Here is a 20,078-nt window from a genome sequence, read left to right on the forward strand (position 1 = left end):
CGGTTCCGTATTTCGGTTAGCCTTTCAGGCATTTGACTCAAAAAATTCTCGGGCTGATACCACATCTCTGGCGATTTGCGCCTTCAGCTCATCGAGTGAAGCAAATCGCTGCTCATTACGTATCTTTTTACGCAGCACTACTTCTATATGGCGACCATAAAGGTCCATTACAACGTCCAATAAATGGACTTCAAGCTGCTGGCGTATTCCCGCCACCGTAGGGCGAGTGCCAATGTTTGCCACGCCGGCAATCGGCTTTTCGCCGAGGCCTGAGACTTCAACCGCATAAACCCCTTTCACCGGGGAGACATGGCGGCGCAGCGGCAGGTTCGCCGTTGGGAAACCAATCGTGCGGCCCAGTTCATCACCGTGCACTACGCGACCGGAGATCATGAACGGATGCCCCAACAGGCTTTCGGCCTGCGGCAGGTCGTCATCGGCCAGCGCCTGACGCACCGCAGTACTGCTGATGCGCACGCCCCCCTCACAAAACGTTTGGGTGCTGGTGATGTCAAAACCGTATTCGCGGCCAGCCTTCTGTAATAACAAGAAATCCCCCTGGCGACCAGCGCCAAAGCGGAAATCATCGCCGACCGCGAGGAATTTCACCCCGAGACGGTCAACCAGAAGATCGCTGACAAAGTTTTGCGCGCTCAACGCGGCGAAACGACGGTCGAAGCGAACGCACAGAACATAGTCCACGCCACACTCGGCCAAATAACGCAGCTTTTCTCGCAGACGAGTCAGGCGAGCTGGTGCCTTTTCCGGTGCAAACAATTCGAGCGGCTGAGGCTCGAAAATCATGACCATCACAGGGAGATTGCGCGCACGCCCCTCTTCACACAGGCCCTTTAACAGTGCCTGATGGCCACGATGTACGCCGTCGAAGTTACCAATGGTGAGTACACACCCGTGGTGCTCCCGGCGCAGATTATGTATACCGCGTATCAGCTTCATGGCTGGCTCAAAACAGTGGAAATTGGCGGATTATACCAACTACCGCGATTAAGGTTAACCGACGATTACCGCCTTTAACGTAAAGCTTGAATGAATTCATTGTACTGGGAAGGGCTTTGCACCCGCTTCGCATTTGTCTTGACGAATTTTGATGCGAAAGACTGTATTCCCAAGCCTGATGCTGGTAGAATCCGCGCCATCACACGTAAGAGGTGTCGGAAATTTAACGACGCTTATTTGCACAAATCCATTGACAAAAGAAGGCTAACGGGGCATATTCCTCGGCCTTTGAATTGTCCACATAGATCATATTTGGGAGTTGGACCTTGGCTAATATCAAATCAGCTAAGAAACGTGCTGTACAGTCTGAAAAGGCTCGTAAGCACAACGCAAGCCGTCGCTCTATGATGCGTACTTTCATCAAGAAAGTATACGCAGCGATTGAAACTGGCGATAAAGCTGCTGCACAGAAAGCATTTAACGAAATGCAACCAATCGTGGACCGTCAGGCTGCTAAAGGTCTGATCCACAAAAACAAAGCTGCGCGTCATAAAGCAAACCTGACTGCGCAAATCAACAAACTGGCTTAATCGCCTTTTTGCTGTGAGCTTTGATAAAAAAACCGGCTAACGCCGGTTTTTTTATGCCTGTCACTCAGCCAACTTTGAAGAGCGCCGAATAATCCTTGCTGCAGATGCGCTGCACGGCGGGATGCTGAATCATACGCTCAGCAAAAATGGCGTGGTACTCCTCCAGCACGTTATCCATTCTGCCTATCTCGACGATGTTGTCACCGCTGTAGATGTCCTGCGCGTACAGCGTCGGAGCAACAAAGATAGCGTTGTGCGCTGCACCAAACGCTTTCATCAATGCGGCATCATCAAACTCGCCCAGAATCTCAATCTTCAGCCCCTGAATGTTAATCCAGTTGAGAAGCTTGCGCCCGAGCATGGAGCGGCGCCCGGGAATAAGCAGACGGCGTGTTTCAAGGCAGGCAGGGAAAGACTGCTCCGGCGCAGGCCCCTTGCACCAGAAGCTGATACCGCACTCGCCGAGCTTCACCGAAAACAGCCCTTCCTGCTGAGTCGAGTCTATCGGGCAGTCCGAAATGATCATATCCAGCTTATGCTGGCTCAGCTGCTCGAGCAGCATTTCATGGGTAGATTCAAAGCAGCGCAGGTGAATCTGCTCATCCCCAACGACCGCTGCGTCCAGCACGCCGCTGACCAGGCGCTTGGACAACGCATCCGCGACGCCAACATCAAACAGGATATTGGCCTCTTTACGGTAGTTAACGATATCCAGCATTTCCTGGCTTAGGGTAAACATTCTGTCGGCATAGCGGAACACCAGTTGCCCCAGCTCGGAAGGCACAAGCCCCCTTCCCTGACGACGGAATAGCTTGCCCTGCAGGCGCTCTTCAAGCGCTTTAATCTGCCCGGTGATGGTTTGCGGGGTCAGGAACAGTGCCTCAGCGGCACCGACGACTGACCCTTCTTTGCACACGTGCCAGAAATAATAAAGATGGTTGTAATTGATATGGGACATGCCCTTCACTCCCTGAGAGTTAATCCATTATCGGGTCATCTGACGATGACCCGGCAGCCAGTACCGTCATGAAGCAGCCTTAGGCAACCGTGCTTTTAGCATGGTAAAACCTACGACCGCGGAAAGTAACGATCCCAGCAAAATCCCCAGCTTCGCCCAGGTAATAAGCTCCGCATCCACGTCGCCAAATGCCAGCGAGGCGATAAAAATCGACATCGTAAAACCAATGCCGCACAGCACGCCCACCGCCATAATATCCCTGAAGCTTGTGCCCTCCGGCAGCGAGGCAAGCTTCAGTTTGAGCGCCAGCCAGCAGAACAGGCTAATGCCCAGCGGCTTGCCGATAAACAGTCCGGCAATAATGCCGAGCGGTAGCAGAGACGTCAGCCCCTCCAGCGTCACCCCGTTGAGCGAAACCCCGGCGTTGGCAAAGGCAAACAGCGGCAGGATCAGGAAAGCAACCCAGGGGTGTAGCACATGCTCCAGCTCCTGAGCGGGCGAGCGCCCTTTCTGCTCTTTTAGCGGGATGAAGAAGCCAATAATGACTCCCGCCAGCGTAGCGTGCACGCCTGATTTTAATACCGCCGTCCAAAGTATAATGCCAACCAGGATGTAGACGCCTGTACGGCGAACGTTAAACAGGTTCAGCAGCGCCAGGACAACGATGGCCGCCGCCGCAACGCCCAACGACATCATCGAGAGATCGTGGGTATAAAACAGCGCGATAATCACAATCGCCCCAAGGTCATCGATAATCGCCAATGCCATCAGGAAGACCTTCAACGCCAGCGGAACTCGGTTGCCCAGCAACGCCAGGATCCCCAAAGCAAACGCGATATCCGTTGCCGCCGGGATAGCCCAGCCTTCACGCGTGACAGGATCAGCATAGTTGAAAACCAGGTAAAGCAGAGCCGGCACGACCATCCCACCCAGGGCGGCAATGACCGGAAACGAAGCCTGACGACGATCGGCTAGCGAACCGATCACCATCTCCCGCTTCACCTCCAGACCTATCATCAGGAAGAAAATCGCCATCAGGGCGTCGTTCACCCACAGCAGCAGATTTTTACTGATATCCAACGGCCCAATTCTCACCTCAACGGGCGCGGCGAGAAATGCCTCGTAACCGGCGCTGGTTGCTCCCATGTTCGCCAGCAGCATCGCCAGCACGGCGGCAACAATCAAAAAAATACCGCCAGCGGCATCATTCTGAAAAAAGCGTTGCAGATTTTTAGTCATTATTTCACCTAACTCTCTAAGTAGCCGATTCATCCTGAACACTAATATGGTAGCCAGCATAGCGATAATGACACATCGTTAAAAACAGCTTATATGGCAAACAATGATCGTTAAAACCGATCAATTGCGGCAGGCATAAAAAAACCTGAACCGAATGAAGCAGTTCAGGTTTTTGCAGTATTGCAGCCGGAAGAAATTAGCGGGTCAAATCGTCAAAGAATTTCTTCACGCCGTCGAAGAAGCTCTTCGAGCGCGGGCTGTTATTCGCCCCGGTTGGGCCACCGAAGCTCTCTTCCAGGTCACGCAGCAGCTTTTTCTGCTTTTCGTTCAGGCTAACCGGCGTCTCTACAACCACACGGCACAGCAGGTCGCCCTGCGCACCGCCGCGTACAGACTTCACGCCTTTACCGCGCATTCTGAACAGCTTGCCGGTTTGCGTTTCGCCCGGCACCTTCAAGTTAACTCGACCGTCCAGAGTTGGGACTTCAATTTCCCCACCCAGCGCAGCCATAGCAAAGTTGATCGGCACTTCGCAGTACAGGTTATTGCCTTCACGTTCGAAGATTGGGTGCTGTTTCACCTGAACCTGAACGTACAGATCGCCTGACGGCGCACCGTGTTCACCCGCTTCGCCTTCGCCCGACAGACGAATACGGTCGCCGGTATCCACGCCAGCCGGGATTTTCACCGACAGCGTTTTGGTTTTCTCTACGCGACCGTGGCCGTGACAGCTGTTGCACGGATCTTTAATGATGGTGCCGCGGCCCTGACAGTGCGGGCAGCTTTGCTGCACGGTGAAGAAGCCCTGACGCATCTGCACCTGGCCCTGTCCGTGACAGGTTGGACAGGTCTGCGGAGAAGAACCTTTTTTCGCGCCGCTGCCGTGGCAAACGTCACACTCTTCCAGCGTCGGGATACGGATCTCTTTGGTGACGCCACGAACCGCTTCTTCAAGCGTTAAGTCCATGTTGTAGCGCAGGTCCGCGCCACGAGACGCACGTTGACGGCGTCCGCCACCAAAAATGTCGCCAAATACGTCGCCAAAGATATCGCTGAAGTCCGCACCGCCGCCGCCAAAGCCGCCACCGCCGCCCATGCCGCCCTGCTCAAACGCGGCGTGGCCATACTGATCGTAGGCCGCACGTTTTTGATCGTCGGTAAGGATTTCGTAGGCTTCTTTGATCTCTTTAAACTTCGCCTCGGCCTCTTTATCGCCCTGGTTACGGTCCGGATGGAACTTCATCGCCAGGCGCTTGTAAGCCTTTTTGATTTCACGCTCTTCCGCTGACTTCGGAACGCCTAAAACCTCGTAATAGTCTCTCTTCGCCATCTCTTTTTTCTGCCCTTAACATACGAGCACGGGCGTGGAGTAAACTCCGCGCCCGTGCCGGTTAATTACCCTGCATCAGGGCGATTATTTTTTATCTTTAACTTCTTCGAACTCGGCATCAACAACATCGTCGTCTTTGCCGGCGTTGGCGTGGCCTGCATCTGCGGCATTGCCAGCCTGCTGTTCAGCGTGCTGCTGCTGAGCCAGTTCCATCAGCTTCTGGGAAACTTCAGCCAGTGCCTGGATTTTGGCTTCGATGTCCGCTTTGTCTTCGCCTTTCAGAGACGTTTCCAGCGCGGTCAGCGCAGACTCGATAGCAGTTTTGTCGTCAGCCGGCAGTTTGTCGCCTGCTTCTTCAACCTGCTTACGGGTGCTGTGCAGCAGATGGTCACCCTGGTTGCGGGTCTGAACCAGCTCTTCGAACTTACGGTCAGCTTCGGCGTTAGCTTCTGCATCACGAACCATTTTCTGGATTTCGTCTTCGTTCAGACCAGAAGATGCCTTGATGGTGATCTTCTGCTCTTTACCGCTGTTTTTATCTTTTGCAGAAACGTGCAGGATACCGTCAGCATCGATGTCGAAGGTGACTTCGATCTGTGGCATACCGCGCGGTGCCGCGCTGATCCCGTCCAGGTTGAACTGACCCAGTGATTTGTTATCGGATGCGCGTTTACGCTCACCCTGAATCACGTGGATGGTTACCGCAGACTGGTTGTCTTCAGCGGTAGAGAACACCTGGCTGTGCTTGGTCGGGATCGTGGTGTTTTTGTTGATGAGTGCAGTCATCACGCCGCCCATGGTTTCGATACCCAGAGACAGAGGGGTAACGTCCAGCAGCAGTACGTCTTTCACTTCACCCGTCAGAACACCACCCTGAACCGCTGCACCGATAGCAACAGCTTCATCCGGGTTAACGTCTTTACGCGGCTCTTTACCGAAGAACTCAGCAACTTTTTTCTGCACCATTGGCATACGAGTCTGACCGCCGACCAGGATAACGTCCTGGATATCGGAAACGGACAGGCCAGCATCCTGCAGGGCAACTTTCAGCGGCTCGATAGAACGGTTTACCAGGTCTTCAACCAGGGATTCCAGTTTCGCACGAGTCACTTTGATGTTCATGTGTTTTGGACCGGTCGCGTCTGCAGTGATGTACGGCAGGTTCACGTCGGTCTGCTGTGCAGAAGAAAGCTCGATTTTCGCTTTTTCTGCCGCTTCTTTCAGGCGCTGCATGGCCAGCGGATCGTTACGCAGGTCAATGCCCTGATCTTTCTTAAACTCGTCAACGAGGTAGTTGATCATGCGGCTGTCGAAGTCTTCACCACCCAGGTGGGTATCACCGTTGGTTGCCAGAACTTCGAAGGTTTTTTCGCCGTCAACTTCGTCGATTTCGATAATAGAGATATCGAAAGTACCACCACCGAGGTCGTAAACCGCGATAGTACGGTTGCCAACTTCTTTATCCAGACCGTAAGCCAGCGCGGCTGCGGTTGGTTCGTTGATGATACGTTTGACTTCCAGACCCGCGATACGGCCGGCGTCTTTGGTTGCCTGACGCTGAGCATCGTTGAAGTATGCAGGTACGGTGATAACAGCTTCGGTTACCGGCTCACCCAGGTAATCTTCAGCGGTTTTCTTCATTTTCTTCAGCACTTCTGCAGAGATCTGCGGCGGTGCCATTTTCTGACCTTTTACATCAATCCATGCGTCGCCGTTGTCAGCGCCGATGATTTTGTAAGGCATGATGGCTTCATCACGCTGCACTTCTTCGTCCTGGAAGCGGCGGCCAATCAGGCGTTTGATCGCAAACAGAGTGTTTTGCGGGTTAGTCACTGCCTGACGTTTAGCCGGCTGACCTACCAGGATTTCGCCGTCCTGAGTGTAAGCAATGATAGAAGGCGTGGTGCGGTCGCCCTCGGCGTTCTCCAGCACACGAGCAGTTGTACCATCCATAATCGCGACACAAGAGTTGGTTGTCCCCAGGTCGATACCAATAATTTTACCCATCTAAACGTCTCCACTAAAAATTCGTCATCATGTGGTTGTGAACCTGTTATGCGGGCAAAAGCATCTGTTTCAACTGCCCGAAGCGTTTTTTTTCAGGTCCGCCAACTGCGGTTGCATACAAGATGGGGTCGCAACGCCTGCCATCAAGGGGCAGGTGAAAAAAAATTTTCTGCTTTCCCCCCGCTCAGATCATAGACGGCGACGTGCAGCCTGATTATTATGCCGCGCCCGCAACCGGACTCCCGGCTGCGTGGCATTAATTGACATTACATTTCAGATGAATTTTTCAGAGGAACTATGGGCAACACTAAGTTGGCTAATCCAGCTCCCCTGGGCTTAATGGGCTTCGGCATGACCACCATTTTGCTCAACCTGCATAACGCAGGTATTTTTGGTTTTGACGTTACTATCCTCGCGATGGGGATTTTCTACGGTGGGATCGCGCAAATCTTCGCGGGCCTGCTGGAGTTTAAAAAAGGGAACACTTTCGGTTTAACCGCCTTCACCTCTTACGGCTCTTTCTGGCTGACGCTGGTGGCGATTCTGCTGATGCCTAAAATGGGCCTGAGTGATGCGGCCAACGGCCACTTCCTCGGCGCGTACCTGGGCCTGTGGGGCGTATTCACGCTGTTCATGTTCTTCGGCACCCTGAAAGCGCCACGCATGCTGCAGTTCGTGTTTGCCAGCCTGACCGTGCTGTTTGCCCTGCTGGCGATTGGCCACCTGGCAGATAACGAAGCTATCGTTAAGGTTGCTGGCTGGATTGGCCTGGTTTGTGGCGCAAGCGCTATCTACCTCGCAATGGGTGAAGTGCTGAACGAGCAGTTTGGCCGCACCGTGCTGCCAATCGGCGAAAAACACTGATCTTCCTTTAGTGGAAAGTAAAACGCGGAGCCCTGCTCCGCGTTTTTTTTATTCAGGATTGCGTCAGCGCCCCTTTTTCTATCTTATCCTGATGATGAATATCTTTTCTTAGCCAAATCCCCATCACCAACCCCACGATAGCCAGCCCCAGCACGTACCAGGCCGGTGCCATTGGCGAAACGCCCATCAGCATGGTCACCGCAATTGGCGTCAGGCCGCCGAAAATGGCATACGACAGATTGTAAGAGAACGATATGCCGGTAAAACGCACCTGCGCCGGGAACGCACGTACCATAACAAACGGCACCGCACCCACCACGCCCACGCTCAGCCCGACCAGGCCATACAGCAGGAACAGATGCTCAGGGTGAGTCCCGCTCAGGTGATAAAACATCCAGCTGCAAACGGCAAGCAGGAAACTGCCTACGGTAAAGGTCTTCCCCGCGCCGAAGCGATCGGCCGCCAGCCCTGCCAGCAGGCAGCCAACGCACAGCATAATCGTCGCGATACTGTTCGCCTGCAGCGTCAGGGCTGGCGCAATACCGTGCTGTTTTTGCAGCCAGATGGGGGACATCAAAATGACGACCACAATGCAGGCGGAAAGCAGCCAGGTCAGCAGCATTGAAACCACCACCGCTTTTTTATGGCCAACTATCACCGATTTGAGCGGCAGCTCTTCGGCCAGCGCCTTGCGCTGCTGCATTTCGAGGAAAACAGGCGTTTCACGCAGCCAGCGGCGCAGGTACATCGCCACCAGGCCGAAAATCCCGCCCAGGAAGAAAGGAATACGCCAGCCGCCATCGTGAATAGCCTGCTGAGTCATTGAGGTATTGATGATGGTTGCCACTACAGAACCCAGCAGAATCCCGACGGTCAGCCCCATCGTTAAGATACCGCAGGCAATACCGATGCGCTTTTCCGGAACGTGTTCGGAAACGAACACCCAGGCTCCAGGGACTTCTCCCCCAATTGCCGCACCCTGCAGGATACGCATCAGCAATAACAGCAACGGAGCCGCAATCCCTAACGACGCATAGGTCGGCAACAGGCCGATAGCCAGCGTCGGAACAGCCATCAGCAGAATGCTGAGGGTAAACATCTTTTTGCGCCCCACCAGATCGCCAAAATGCGCCATGACGACACCGCCCAGAGGACGCACGAGATAGCCCGCAGCAAAGATGGCGAACGTTTGCACCTGGCGCAGCCACTCGGGGATGTCAGCCGGGAAGAAAAGCTCTCCCAATACGGCCGCAAAGAAGACGAAAATGATGAAGTCGTAGAATTCGAGGGCACCGCCGAGGGCGGCAAGCGTCAGGGTTTTATAGTCCTGGCGATTAAGAGGTCTGGCGTGCTGTTTTGACATAGGGGACCGCTTGTAAAGAGGAGTGTTAATTATTTTTTCCGTTTGTATGTAAAGCCAGAGTTACTATAACGGTTAAATGTTAACACTCCATAACAATTCGATCTTATGTCACAAAAGCTGATTATTCAGGGTTTTGTTTCGCGACGTGCGCTTTTAGGACGAAAAGCTGCTACGACCCCGGCATCGGTTTCGATATAAGGCCCATCAAGCAACTGTATACAATACGGTACACTTGCAAAAATACCCGGCACGACAACTTTCCCGCTTTCGTCCTTCACGCCTTCCAGCGTTTCCTGAATTGATTTTGGCTGCCCCGGCAGGTTAACGATCAGCGCCTGTTTACGGATAACCCCCACCTGACGCGAAAGGATCGCCGTCGGAACAAAATGCAGGCTGATTTGACGCATCTGCTCGCCAAACCCGGGCATCACGCGGTCAGCAACCGCAAGCGTAGCGTCCGGCGTTACGTCGCGGCGCGCGGGGCCGGTTCCGCCGGTGGTCAGCACCAAATGGCAGCCCATCTCATCAACCAGCTCACAAAGCGTTTGCTCAATAATGGGCTGTTCATCGGGGATCAGGCGAGTTTGCATCTCAAAGGGCGTAGTCAGGGTATTTTCCAGCCATTCCTGCAGCGCAGGGATGCCCTTGTCCTGGTACACGCCGCTGGAAGCGCGGTCAGAAATGGACACGAGTCCAATGCGTAAGGTATTCATAAAGTTTCCGGAAATCAGCAAGCCTGAGCGGAATGATACACGGGGAAAGAGGATGCAGACAGGAGAAGCGGTGAAAAGCGTGGCCGACAGGCGCCGGCCACGGGAATGATTACAGCAGGTCGCCGATCATTTTTTCCAGTTTTTCCTGGTCGATAGCAAACTTACGGATACCGTCCGCCAGCTTGTCTACGGCCATTGGATCCTGGTTGTGCTGCCACAGGAACTGGGACTCGGTGATGCGCTCAGGACGCGCCTTCACTTCACCGGTGTAGCTCAGCTTACGCTCGAGCGCGCCTTCGCTTTCAGACAGCTCTTTCAGCAGAGCAGGAGCGATGGTCAGGCGGTCACAGCCAGCCAGCTCGATAATTTCACCGACGTTACGGAAGCTTGCGCCCATAACTACGGTTTCATAGCCGTGCTGCTTGTAGTACTGGTAGATTTCGGTCACGGAAACCACGCCTGGATCTTCCTGCGGGGCGTACTCTTTCTTGTCGGTGTTAGCTTTGTACCAGTCGAGGATACGGCCAACGAACGGAGAAATCAGGAATACGCCAGCTTCAGCACAGGCACGCGCCTGAGCGAAGGAGAACAGCAGGGTCAGGTTACAGTTGATGCCTTCTTTTTCCAGCTGCTCTGCAGCGCGAATGCCCTGCCAGGTTGAAGCCAGTTTAATCAGAATGCGATCGTTGCTGATGCCCGCGTCGTTGTAGAGCTTGATCAGGTGTTTCGCTTTAGCGATGCTGGCTTCGGTGTCATAAGACAGGCGAGCATCCACTTCGGTAGAAATACGGCCAGGGATCAGCTTCAGAATTTCCAGGCCGATGTTCACAGCCAGCTTATCGGAAGCGTCAACCACCTGCTGAGCGCGGTCGCTGCTCTGGCTACGAGCCCAGGTAATCGCTTCGTCAATCAGTTTGCGATACTCAGGGATCTGCGCAGCGTTAAGAATCAGAGAAGGGTTGGTAGTAGCATCTTGCGGCTGGTACAGCTTCATTGCCGCGATATCTCCGGTGTCAGCAACCACGGTGGTCAGTTGACGCAAAGAAGTCAATTTATCCGTCATAATGAGTGTTTCTCTTCAGGTGTAGCTTGTTAGGGAGATGTAACCGGTCTGACTTGATGATATCACGCCGCCCATCAGGTGCAACCGCGACAAGTGCTGTCCGTCCAGTGGACCAGAATATGATAAACTCGGCCGCCAATTTATCTGTAACGTAATGGATTGCATGGCACGGGCCCGTCAACCTCGCCGCCATCACGCATTAACAAGAGGGACGTTAATGACAGATTTCTTATTTTTTATCAACGAAGTACTCTGGGGCTCTGTATTGCTCTGGCTGCTGATTGGCGCGGGCATCTGGTTCACGTTCCGCAGCGGCTTCGTCCAGTTCCGCTATTTTACCCGTTTACGCATTTTCCTCCGTAACAGCGACTCACCGGATCCTTCCGGAATATCCTCATTCCAGGCGCTCTGCACCAGCCTTGCCGCCCGCGTAGGCAGCGGGAACCTTGCGGGCATCGCGCTGGCTATCTCCGCAGGCGGGCCAGGTTCAGTATTCTGGATGTGGGTTGCGGCGGTACTCAGCATGGCCACCGCTTTTGCCGAATGCTCACTTGCCCAGCTTTATAAGAGCCGGGACAAAGAGGGCAATTATCGCGGCGGCCCGGCGTGGTACATGGAGCGCGGGCTGGGCATGCGCTGGATGGGCGTGCTGTTTTCCGTCTTTTTGATCGTAGCCTTCGGTATGGTCTTTAACGCCGTCCAGGCTAATTCCATCGCTATCGCCACCCACTATGCGTTTGACGTGCCGAAAATCTGGGTGGGCGTTTTCCTGGTTGCCATGACCGCGCTGGTTATCTGGCGAGGCATGAGAACCATCGCGCGACTCTCGCAATGGCTGGTGCCGCTGATGGCGTTACTGTGGGTGTGCATGAGCCTGTATGTTGTTGTCCTGCACATTGAACGCTTCCCGGAGGTTATCAGGCTGATTTTCAGCCACGCTTTTGGCTGGCATGAAGCCGCATCAGGTGCGTTGGGTTATACCGTCAGCCAGGCCATCACCAACGGTTTTCAGCGCGGGATGTTTTCCAACGAGGCGGGTATGGGCTCCACCCCCAACGCGGCAGCGGCGGCGGCTGCATGGCCTCCGCACCCGGCGACTCAGGGCGTGGTACAAATGTTTGGAGTGTTAATCGACACGCTAATCATCTGCACCGCGACCGCCGCCATCGTGCTGATGTCCGGCATGATAGACGGCATTGAAACCTCACGTAGCGGCATTATTCTGGTTCAACAGGCGCTTAGCTCAGCCGTGGGCGGCTGGGGCAGCGGTTTTATCGTGATCGTTGTCTTCCTCTTTGCCTTCACTTCCATCATGGCGAACTACACCTACGCAGAGAACAACCTGCTGTTCCTGAACCAGGACAGCCGCGTGCTGAAATTTTTACTGCGCTTTATGGTGCTAACGATGGTGATGTTCGGTACGCAGGCAGCCCTGCCGCTGGTCTGGCAGTTGGCAGACGTGGCGATGGCTATTATGGCGATAACCAATATCACGGCGATTCTGCTGCTTTCCCCGGTGGTGAAAGCGATAGCGGCGGATTATTTGCGCCAGCAAAAGCTCGGGATCTCCCCAATATTCAACCCAAACCGTTTCCCGGACATTAAGAACCAGCTTGCGCCCGGCGTTTGGGACAGAGACGTGGAAAAAAAAACTTAGCTGATTGCAGCCATAGGCCGCTACGTCCGGGAAATTTGCTAAAGTAACGGCCAAACCATGCAAGGAGTGGACATGCTAATTCTTATCTCACCTGCCAAGACGCTGGATTACCAAAGCGAGCTGCCTACGGACCGCTATACACAGCCGGAAATGCTGGAATACTCCCGGCAGTTAATCAGCGTTGCCCGCAAGCTTAGCGCGCCGCAAATTGCCTCGCTGATGAGCATCAGCGACAAGCTGGCTTCACTGAACGAAACGCGCTTCCACGAGTGGCAGCCGGCGTTCACTCCACAAAACGCGCGCCCTGCTATTCTGGCGTTTAAAGGCGATGTTTATACCGGCCTGCAGGCTGAAGAATTCAGCGAAGCGGACTTTGATTTCGCCCAGCAGCACCTGCGTATGCTTTCCGGGCTGTACGGCGTACTGCGCCCGCTGGATCTGATGCAGCCCTACCGCCTGGAAATGGGCATTCGCCTGGAAAACCCGAAAGGCAAAGATCTCTACCACTTCTGGGGCGACACGATAACCGAGAAGCTCAACCAGGTGCTGGCGACACAGGGCGGCAACATCGTGGTAAACCTGGCGTCTGATGAATACTTTAAGGCGGTTAAGCCGAAGAAGCTGAATGCGGAAATCATCAAGCCCGTCTTCCTGGATGAGAAAAACGGCAAGTTTAAAGTCATCAGCTTCTATGCGAAAAAAGCGCGTGGGATGATGAGCCGCTACATCATTGAGAATCGCCTGACGAAGCCCGAACAGCTAAAAGCGTTTAATACCGACGGCTACTTCTTTGATGCAGACGCCTCACAGAAAAACGAACTGGTATTTAAGCGCCACGAGCAGTAAAAAAAACGCCAGCGCTAAGCTGGCGTTTTAATTTGCACTAGCGCCGGTCATCTATCCCAACGGTCATCATGATGATAGCGCGGCGGGCCATCGAATTGTGCATGGCGCTGCCAGCAGAGAAAAAGCCCCCATTTTACCAACCAAATGGGGCTTCAGGATTAAGCATTAACCATCATGAACTTACGCAGTTCGGCGAAATCAGCCGGAAGATTGTGGGACAGCAGCGGCAGGTCGGCGCGGGATGCCAGCTCCTGCGGCAGCGGCAGCGCTTCACCCAGAATCTCTTCCACGCTCTCTTTAAACTTCGCCGGATGCGCAGTCCCCAGGAACAGGCCAAACTCGCCAGGCTGCAGCTGGTCGCGCAGGGCACGGTAAGCAATGGCCGCATGCGGTTCAGAAACATAACCAATAGCCTTCAGCTCACGCATCGTCTCTTTGGTGGTTTCATCGGTGACTGCGGCATAGCCCAGATCGGTCAGGCGCCAGATTTTGCGGCGGAACAATTCTTCCACGCGCGGCCAGTTGTTAGGCTGGCTTACGTCCATCGCGTTGGAAAGCGTTGCAACAGTCGTTTTAGGCGCCCACTGGCCTTCTGCGAGGAAGCGTGGAACGGTGTCGTTGGCATTCGTGGCGGCGATAAAACGCTTAATCGGCAGGCCGAGTGATTTCGCCAGCAGGCCCGCAGTCAGGTCACCGAAGTTGCCGCTCGGCACGGAAACCACCAGCTGGTTACGGGCTTCCTGCGGCAGCTGAGCCACGGCTTCAAAGTAGTAGCAAATCTGCGCCAGCAGGCGGCTGATATTGATGGAGTTCGCCGAGTTTAACCCGAGCGCCACTTTCAGCTCTTCATCGTCAAACGCCTGTTTTACCAGCGCCTGACAGGCATCGAAATCACCGTCAATCGCCACGGTTTCGATATTGCCGCCGAGGGTACAGAACAGTTTTTCCTGCAGCGGGCTGATTTTCCCCCGTGGGTAAAGAATGACTACGCGTACGTTCTCAATGCCATAAAACGCATGAGCCACGGCCGCGCCGGTGTCGCCTGATGTAGCGGTCAGAATGGTCACCGGTTTGTCGCCGCTGATGTGGGTCAGCATCTGGGCCATAAAGCGCCCGCCAAAGTCTTTAAACGCCAGCGTCGGGCCGTGGAACAGCTCCAGGCAGCCTACGTCCGGTTCGACCATATTGACCGGTGCAGGGAAGGCGAAAGCCGCTCGCACGCGCTCTGCCAGAATCTCCTGCGGGATCTCATCGCCGATAAACGCAGACAAAATTTTGCTACTGCGGCTGACAAAGTCCATATCCAGCATGGCGTCGATTTCAGTCAGCTCAAACTCCGGCAGGTCGTGCGGGAAGAACAGACCCTGCTGCTTGCCCAGCCCCTGGGTAACGGCCTGTGCAAAAGAGACCTGCTCGTTGTGATCTTTAAGGTTGTACAGTTTCATGCTTTATCCCAAAACTCGTGCGCCAGCCGTATCCAGACGGCAAATATGTACAAAACCTTCCTGGTTCTGCAAATAATGTTGGCTGAGCCAGTCAGCCACGCGCTGTGCGGTGTCGGTGTTATCGCACAGTGCAAATAAGGTCGGGCCGGAACCCGAAATCCCGCTCGCCAGCGCGCCAATATCCGCGACGGCCTTACGGGACTCATCAAACTTAGGCAGCAGTTTGGCGCGGTAAGGCTCGGCGATGACATCCCGCATCAATTTTGCGGCAAGCGCAGGCTGGCGGGTGTGGCAGGCATGAATAAAACCGGCCAAATGGCGACCGTGACTGATGCAGTCCTGGCGGCGATACTGGGCAGGTAAAATCGCACGTGCTTCTGCGGTCGAAACCTTAATGCCAGGGTAAGCCAGCACCCACAGCCACTCATCAAAGCCTGGCACCTGCTGGCTGATGATGCCGCTTTCTTCGATCATCAACTGCATCCCGCCGAGGAAACAAGGCGCTACGTTGTCGTAATGAATGCTGCCGGAAATACGCCCTTCCAGCTCGCCCATCAGCCCCAGCAGACGCGTGTCGCTAAGAGGCTTGCCGCAGAATTCATTCATCGCCATCAGGCCAGCAACCACAGAGCAGGCGCTGGAACCCAGGCCAGAACCAATAGGCATGTTTTTCTCAAGCGTCATCGCCACGGGGATCGTTTTACCTATCTCCTGGCAAAAACGCTCCCAGCACTGATAAACAATGTTCTCACGCGGCTCATCCGGCAGTTTGCTGGCGAAGCGCCCAAGGTTGGTGAGGCTGAAGCTGTCCGCCGCCTCCACCGTGACATAATCACCGAGATGTGAACCATCAATGGGCGACACCGCCGCGCCCAGCACGTCGAATCCGACGCTCATATTGGCGCTGGAAGCCGGGGCATATACTTTAACCATCTTAAACTCCTAACTTCCATGACAGGGTACGAAGCAGATCCGCGAAAACACCGGCTGCGGTAACATCATTACCCGCGCCATAGCCACGTAGAACCATCGGCAACGGTTGATAATAGTGGCTGTAGAAGGCCAGGGCGTTTTCGCCATTTTTCACCTTATACAGCGGATCGTTGCCGTCTACGGCATCTATTTTCACTTTACAGCTGCCGTCTTCTTCAATAATGCCGACGTAACGTAGCACTTTCCCATCGTCACGCGCCTTCCTCACACGAGCCGCAAACTCATCATCCAACTGAGGAAGGCGTGCCATAAAAGACTCGACGTCTCCGCTCGCATCAAAATTTTCCGGAAGCACAGATTCGATCTCGATATCCGAAAGTTCCAGATCGCTTCCGGTCTCACGGGCCAGAATCAACAGCTTACGAGCAACGTCCATGCCGGAAAGATCGTCACGCGGATCCGGTTCGGTATACCCCATCTCACGGGCGGTGCTGGTGGCAAGCGAGAAGCTCATCCCCTCGTCCAGCTTGCCGAAGATGTAAGAGAGCGATCCGGAAAGAATGCCGGAAAAACGCTGCAGTTCATCACCCGCATTCAGCAGATTTTGCAGGTTTTCAATCACCGGTAAACCCGCGCCAACGTTGGTGTCGTAGAGGAATTTACGGCGCGATTTCTCGGCGGCATTACGCATCTGGTGATAGTAATTCATGCTCGAGGTGTTGGCCTTTTTGTTTGGCGTCACCACGTGGAAACCTTCGCTCAGGAAGTCGGCGTACTGATCCGCCACGGCCTGGCTGGAGGTACAGTCCACAATGACCGGGTTCAGCAGATGGTACTCTTTCACCAGGCGAATCAGGCGGCCAAGATTGAACGGCTCTTTCGCCTGCTCCAGCGCCTGCTGCCAGTTTTCAAGATCGAGGCCGTGAACGTTGGTCAGCAGCGCTTTAGAGTTCGCCACGCCGCAGACGCGCAGGTCGATGTGCTTCGCCTTCAGCCACGCCTGCTGACGCTTAACCTGTTCGAGCAAAGCCGCGCCCACGCCGCCAACGCCAACAAGGAACAGCTCGATAACCTGGTCGGTGTTAAACAGCATCTGGTGGGTGACACGCACGCCGGTCACGGCATCGTCGTTGTTCACCACAACGGAGATCGAACGCTCGGAGGAACCCTGGGCGATAGCGATAATATTGATATTTGCCCGAGCCAGCGCGGCAAAGAACTTGGCGGAGATACCGCGCAGCGTCTTCATGCCGTCACCCACGACGGAGATAACCGCCAGACGCTCGGTCACCGCCAGCGGCTCCAGCAGCTCTTCTTTCAGCTCGAGATAGAATTCATCTTCCATCGCCTTGCGGGCACGGCCACAGTCAGCCTGCGGCACGCAGAAGCTGATGCTGTATTCAGAAGAAGACTGGGTAATCAGCACCACGGAGATGCCAGCACGGGACATCGCGGCAAACACGCGCGCGGCCATGCCGACCATGCCCTTCATGCCCGGGCCGGACACGCTGAACATTGCCATATTATTCAGATTGGTAATGCCCTTAACCGGCAGTCCTTCATCGTCGCTTTTATCGCCAATAAGGGTGCCTGGCGCCTGAGGGTTTCCGGTATTTTTAATCAGGCAAGGGATCTGGAACTGTGCAATCGGGGTGATCGTGCGAGGGTGAAGAACTTTAGCGCCGAAGTAGGAAAGCTCCATCGCTTCCTGATAAGACATCGACTTCAGCAACCTGGCGTCCGGGACCTGGCGCGGGTCGCAGGTATAAACGCCGTCGACGTCAGTCCAGATCTCACAACAGTCGGCTCGCAGACAGGCGGCCAGCACGGCGGCAGAATAGTCGGAGCCGTTACGGCCCAGCACCACCAGCTCACCTTTCTCGTTACCGGCGGTAAAGCCAGCCATCAGGATCATGTGATCTTCAGGAATGCGGCTGGCTGCGATACGGCGGGTAGATTCTGCAATATCCACGCTCGAGTCCAGATAGTGGCCCACGGCCAGCAGCTTCTCGACGGGATCGATAACCGTAACCTGGTAGCCGCGGGCCTGCAGCACGCCAGACATAATCGCGATCGACAGCTTCTCACCCCGGCAAATGATCGCCGCGTTGATGCTGTCCGGGCACTGTCCCAGCAGGCTGATGCCGTGCAGAACGTGCTTAAGCTGGGCAAACTCTTGATTCACCACGGCCTTTAGCTCGGCCAGCGGGAAGCCCGGCTGCGCCTCTGCCAGGCCAGTCAGCAGTTCGGAGAAAATACGCTCGGCGTCGCTGATATTCGGCACTGCATCCTGGCCACCGATAGTTTTCTCTATCATCGCCACAAGGTGGTTAGTAATTTTTGCCGGAGCAGACAGCACGGTCGCCACCTGCCCCTGTTTGGCATTACTTTCCAGGATATCGGCAACGCGGAGAAAACGTTCCGCATTTGCCACCGAAGTACCGCCGAATTTCAACACTCGCATTGTTGTGACCCCTTGATTTTTTCCCGAAAAAAAAGCCCGCACTGTTTAGGTGCGGGCTTTTTTCATTTTTACCTGTATGCGTCAGCCCGCACCGTTACCTGTGGTAATGGTGGTTGTGATAATTGTGGTAATCAGGCTGAAGCGGAACATGGATGTTGTGTGCTCTAAATTTGTATTAGCTCTATTGGTTAAAGCAATCCCCTTATCAAGTCAATTTTTTTTAGTTCTGTCACAAAAAATCGACTTGTTCGGTCACGCTGGTAAATCCGCCAAAAATGGTGGTAAAAACACGAAAAACCGGCATTAAATTAGATATAAACTTCAAATAAATTAAATTTAAAGAAATTTTATTCTGGTAATTTTTTTTCGATGTCATGGAGCAAACGGTGCAGCATTGCGGTGTCTCTCTGCTCGAGCAGCCCCAGGCGCTGCTGTACCCAGTCGACCATTTTTTGGTCACCGGCAACCTCAAGCCGGTTTAACAACGCGGCAATCCGTAAGCGCAAAGCGTTCAATTGTTGACCATCACCCTCTGGATTTTCCACCGGCGGGAGCTGCATCAGGGCGGAAAGCTGGTAGCAATAAACCATCACGGCCTGACCCAGGTTGAGCGAAGGATAATCCGCAACCATCGGTACGCCGGTTAAAACATCCGCCAGCTCCAGCTCTTCGTTAGTCAGCCCGGAATCCTCCCGGCCAAACACCAGCGCCGCACCCCCTACCCATTGACGCTTCTCTTCCAGCAGCGGCACCAGCTGCTCCGGCGTGGCGTAGTAGTGGAATTTCGCCCGGCTTCGGGCCGTCGTCGCTATCGAAAAATCAACGTCGCTCAGGGCTTCGGCAAGGGTGTCGTAGTGGCGCACGCCGTCAAGGATATCGCCCGCCCCGTGGGCAACCCAACGCGCGGCAGGCTGGAGATGTGCATCACTGGCGACGATGCGCAGTTCCGTAAAACCCATCGTTTTCATGGCCCGGGCGGCAGCCCCGACGTTCTCAGCTCTGGCTGGTGAAACCAGGATAATTGGCAAACGCATTGGAACTCTCTTCTAAAATTCGTAAAAACGTGCGAAGTGATGCACAAATTTTGATAATACGCATCGCAAATTTACTTTGTTGCAACATATATTATAACTGTAGCCACTCGCGCAGCGTATAACTTAAGCTTATGCTTTTACATGATTATATGGCATAAGAACGTTGTAAATACATCTTATATCCATTTGTTTAGCATGGTTTATTTCTTTACGAGCCGGTGGAAGCCACAGGCCAGATTCGGCCTGGTTTTTTTAACGCTTTACGATCTTGATTATTAAATAGTTGTGACAAAAGCTAGCATTGAGCTACGATGATTTAATGAAACTGTTAACGTGCTACAATTGAAATTGATATATGTCAACGAAGCGTAGTTTTATCAGGTGTCTAAGCAGCACTAGCCTGTTATGTTGCTGTTAAAATGGTTAGGATAATAGCCGTTTTTGACACCGTCGGGTCAAAAGGGAACGTACCCACGACCAAGCTAATGATGTTGTTGACGTTGATGGAAAGTGCATCAAGAACGCAATTACGTACTTTAGTCACGTTAAGCCCGGCATGTTAATTTATGGCATGTAACAGGCAGGTCAGGGACTTTTGTACTTCCTGTTTCGATT

The 20,078-nt window shown here is 54.1% G+C and carries 18 protein-coding genes and 1 other annotated feature; of the genes, 4 read left to right on the forward strand and 14 right to left on the reverse strand.

The annotated features are described in order from the left end of the window. Positions 1-24 precede the first annotated feature (24 nt). Positions 25-957, reverse strand: coding sequence for a bifunctional riboflavin kinase/FAD synthetase (gene ribF, locus ACE38U_RS05780; protein WP_038475692.1), 933 nt, complete (start codon positions 955-957; stop codon positions 25-27). Positions 958-1,283: 326 nt separating this feature from the next. On the opposite strand from ribF, the gene rpsT reads away from it, so the two are divergent. Beyond that, positions 1,284-1,547: a 30S ribosomal protein S20 gene (gene rpsT, locus ACE38U_RS05785; RefSeq protein ID WP_008461694.1), complete on the forward strand. Its 264-nt coding sequence runs from the start codon at positions 1,284-1,286 to the stop codon at positions 1,545-1,547. Between the two features lie 64 nt (positions 1,548-1,611). Here the strand turns inward: rpsT and nhaR are convergent, their stop codons facing one another. From nhaR to dnaK, 4 genes are all read right to left on the reverse strand, one after another. Beyond that, positions 1,612-2,505, reverse strand: a complete 894-nt coding sequence (nhaR, locus tag ACE38U_RS05790; protein ID WP_038475694.1) for a transcriptional activator NhaR — start codon at positions 2,503-2,505, stop codon at positions 1,612-1,614. 66 nt (positions 2,506-2,571) lie between these two features. Further along, positions 2,572-3,744: a Na+/H+ antiporter NhaA gene (nhaA, locus tag ACE38U_RS05795; RefSeq protein ID WP_375529330.1), complete on the reverse strand. Its 1,173-nt coding sequence runs from the start codon at positions 3,742-3,744 to the stop codon at positions 2,572-2,574. 196 nt (positions 3,745-3,940) lie between these two features. Further along, complete coding sequence (dnaJ, locus tag ACE38U_RS05800) at positions 3,941-5,074, reverse strand: molecular chaperone DnaJ (RefSeq protein WP_038475698.1); 1,134 nt, start codon at positions 5,072-5,074, stop codon at positions 3,941-3,943. Positions 5,075-5,158: 84 nt separating this feature from the next. Further along, the gene (gene dnaK, locus ACE38U_RS05805; RefSeq protein WP_375529331.1) at positions 5,159-7,081 is read right to left on the reverse strand and encodes a molecular chaperone DnaK; all 1,923 of its coding nucleotides are present in this window, start codon (positions 7,079-7,081) and stop codon (positions 5,159-5,161) included. Between the two features lie 297 nt (positions 7,082-7,378). Here dnaK and satP point away from each other — a divergent pair, with 297 nt between their 5' ends. Next, positions 7,379-7,945, forward strand: a complete 567-nt coding sequence (gene satP / locus ACE38U_RS05810) for an acetate uptake transporter (protein WP_038475702.1) — start codon at positions 7,379-7,381, stop codon at positions 7,943-7,945. A 52-nt stretch (positions 7,946-7,997) separates the two neighbouring features. Here the strand turns inward: satP and ACE38U_RS05815 are convergent, their stop codons facing one another. From ACE38U_RS05815 to tal, 3 genes are all read right to left on the reverse strand, one after another. Then, positions 7,998-9,308, reverse strand: coding sequence for an MFS transporter (locus tag ACE38U_RS05815; protein WP_375529332.1), 1,311 nt, complete (start codon positions 9,306-9,308; stop codon positions 7,998-8,000). Positions 9,309-9,433: 125 nt separating this feature from the next. Beyond that, entirely contained in the window at positions 9,434-10,021 is a 588-nt protein-coding gene (gene mog / locus ACE38U_RS05820) for a molybdopterin adenylyltransferase (RefSeq protein ID WP_176982200.1), read from the reverse strand. A 109-nt stretch (positions 10,022-10,130) separates the two neighbouring features. Next, positions 10,131-11,084 carry a transaldolase gene (tal, locus tag ACE38U_RS05825; protein WP_038475706.1) on the reverse strand — a complete coding sequence of 318 codons (954 nt, stop codon included), beginning with the start codon at positions 11,082-11,084 and terminating at the stop codon, positions 10,131-10,133. Between the two features lie 217 nt (positions 11,085-11,301). Between tal and ACE38U_RS05830 the strand changes: the two genes are divergently transcribed. Both ACE38U_RS05830 and yaaA read left to right on the forward strand, forming a co-directional pair. Continuing rightward, positions 11,302-12,741, forward strand: a complete 1,440-nt coding sequence (locus tag ACE38U_RS05830) for an alanine/glycine:cation symporter family protein (protein ID WP_375529333.1) — start codon at positions 11,302-11,304, stop codon at positions 12,739-12,741. A 72-nt stretch (positions 12,742-12,813) separates the two neighbouring features. Continuing rightward, complete coding sequence (gene yaaA / locus ACE38U_RS05835; protein ID WP_176982202.1) at positions 12,814-13,587, forward strand: peroxide stress protein YaaA; 774 nt, start codon at positions 12,814-12,816, stop codon at positions 13,585-13,587. Positions 13,588-13,745: 158 nt separating this feature from the next. Here yaaA and thrC read toward each other — a convergent pair whose 3' ends face one another. From thrC to yjjY, 6 genes are all read right to left on the reverse strand, one after another. Then, complete coding sequence (gene thrC / locus ACE38U_RS05840; protein WP_375529334.1) at positions 13,746-15,032, reverse strand: threonine synthase; 1,287 nt, start codon at positions 15,030-15,032, stop codon at positions 13,746-13,748. Between the two features lie 3 nt (positions 15,033-15,035). Beyond that, a complete protein-coding gene (gene thrB / locus ACE38U_RS05845; protein ID WP_375529335.1) occupies positions 15,036-15,965 on the reverse strand; it encodes a homoserine kinase in 930 nt (309 codons plus the stop codon). Position 15,966: 1 nt separating this feature from the next. Further along, a complete protein-coding gene (gene thrA / locus ACE38U_RS05850; RefSeq protein WP_038475716.1) occupies positions 15,967-18,429 on the reverse strand; it encodes a bifunctional aspartate kinase/homoserine dehydrogenase I in 2,463 nt (820 codons plus the stop codon). A 25-nt stretch (positions 18,430-18,454) separates the two neighbouring features. Continuing rightward, positions 18,455-18,572, reverse strand: a sequence feature (Thr leader region). Then, positions 18,511-18,579 carry a thr operon leader peptide gene (thrL, locus tag ACE38U_RS05855; RefSeq protein ID WP_071530522.1) on the reverse strand — a complete coding sequence of 23 codons (69 nt, stop codon included), beginning with the start codon at positions 18,577-18,579 and terminating at the stop codon, positions 18,511-18,513. It overlaps the preceding feature by 62 nt. 197 nt (positions 18,580-18,776) lie before the next feature. Beyond that, positions 18,777-19,463 (reverse strand): tRNA/rRNA methyltransferase, encoded by a 687-nt coding sequence (locus ACE38U_RS05860; RefSeq protein ID WP_375529336.1) that lies wholly within the window; start codon positions 19,461-19,463, stop codon positions 18,777-18,779. 403 nt (positions 19,464-19,866) lie between these two features. Further along, positions 19,867-20,007 (reverse strand): YjjY family protein, encoded by a 141-nt coding sequence (gene yjjY / locus ACE38U_RS05865; protein ID WP_144244039.1) that lies wholly within the window; start codon positions 20,005-20,007, stop codon positions 19,867-19,869. Between the last annotated feature and the right edge of the window lie 71 nt (positions 20,008-20,078).

This window comes from Cedecea selenatireducens (assembly GCF_042138895.1).
GTDB lineage: Bacteria > Pseudomonadota > Gammaproteobacteria > Enterobacterales > Enterobacteriaceae > Cedecea > Cedecea selenatireducens.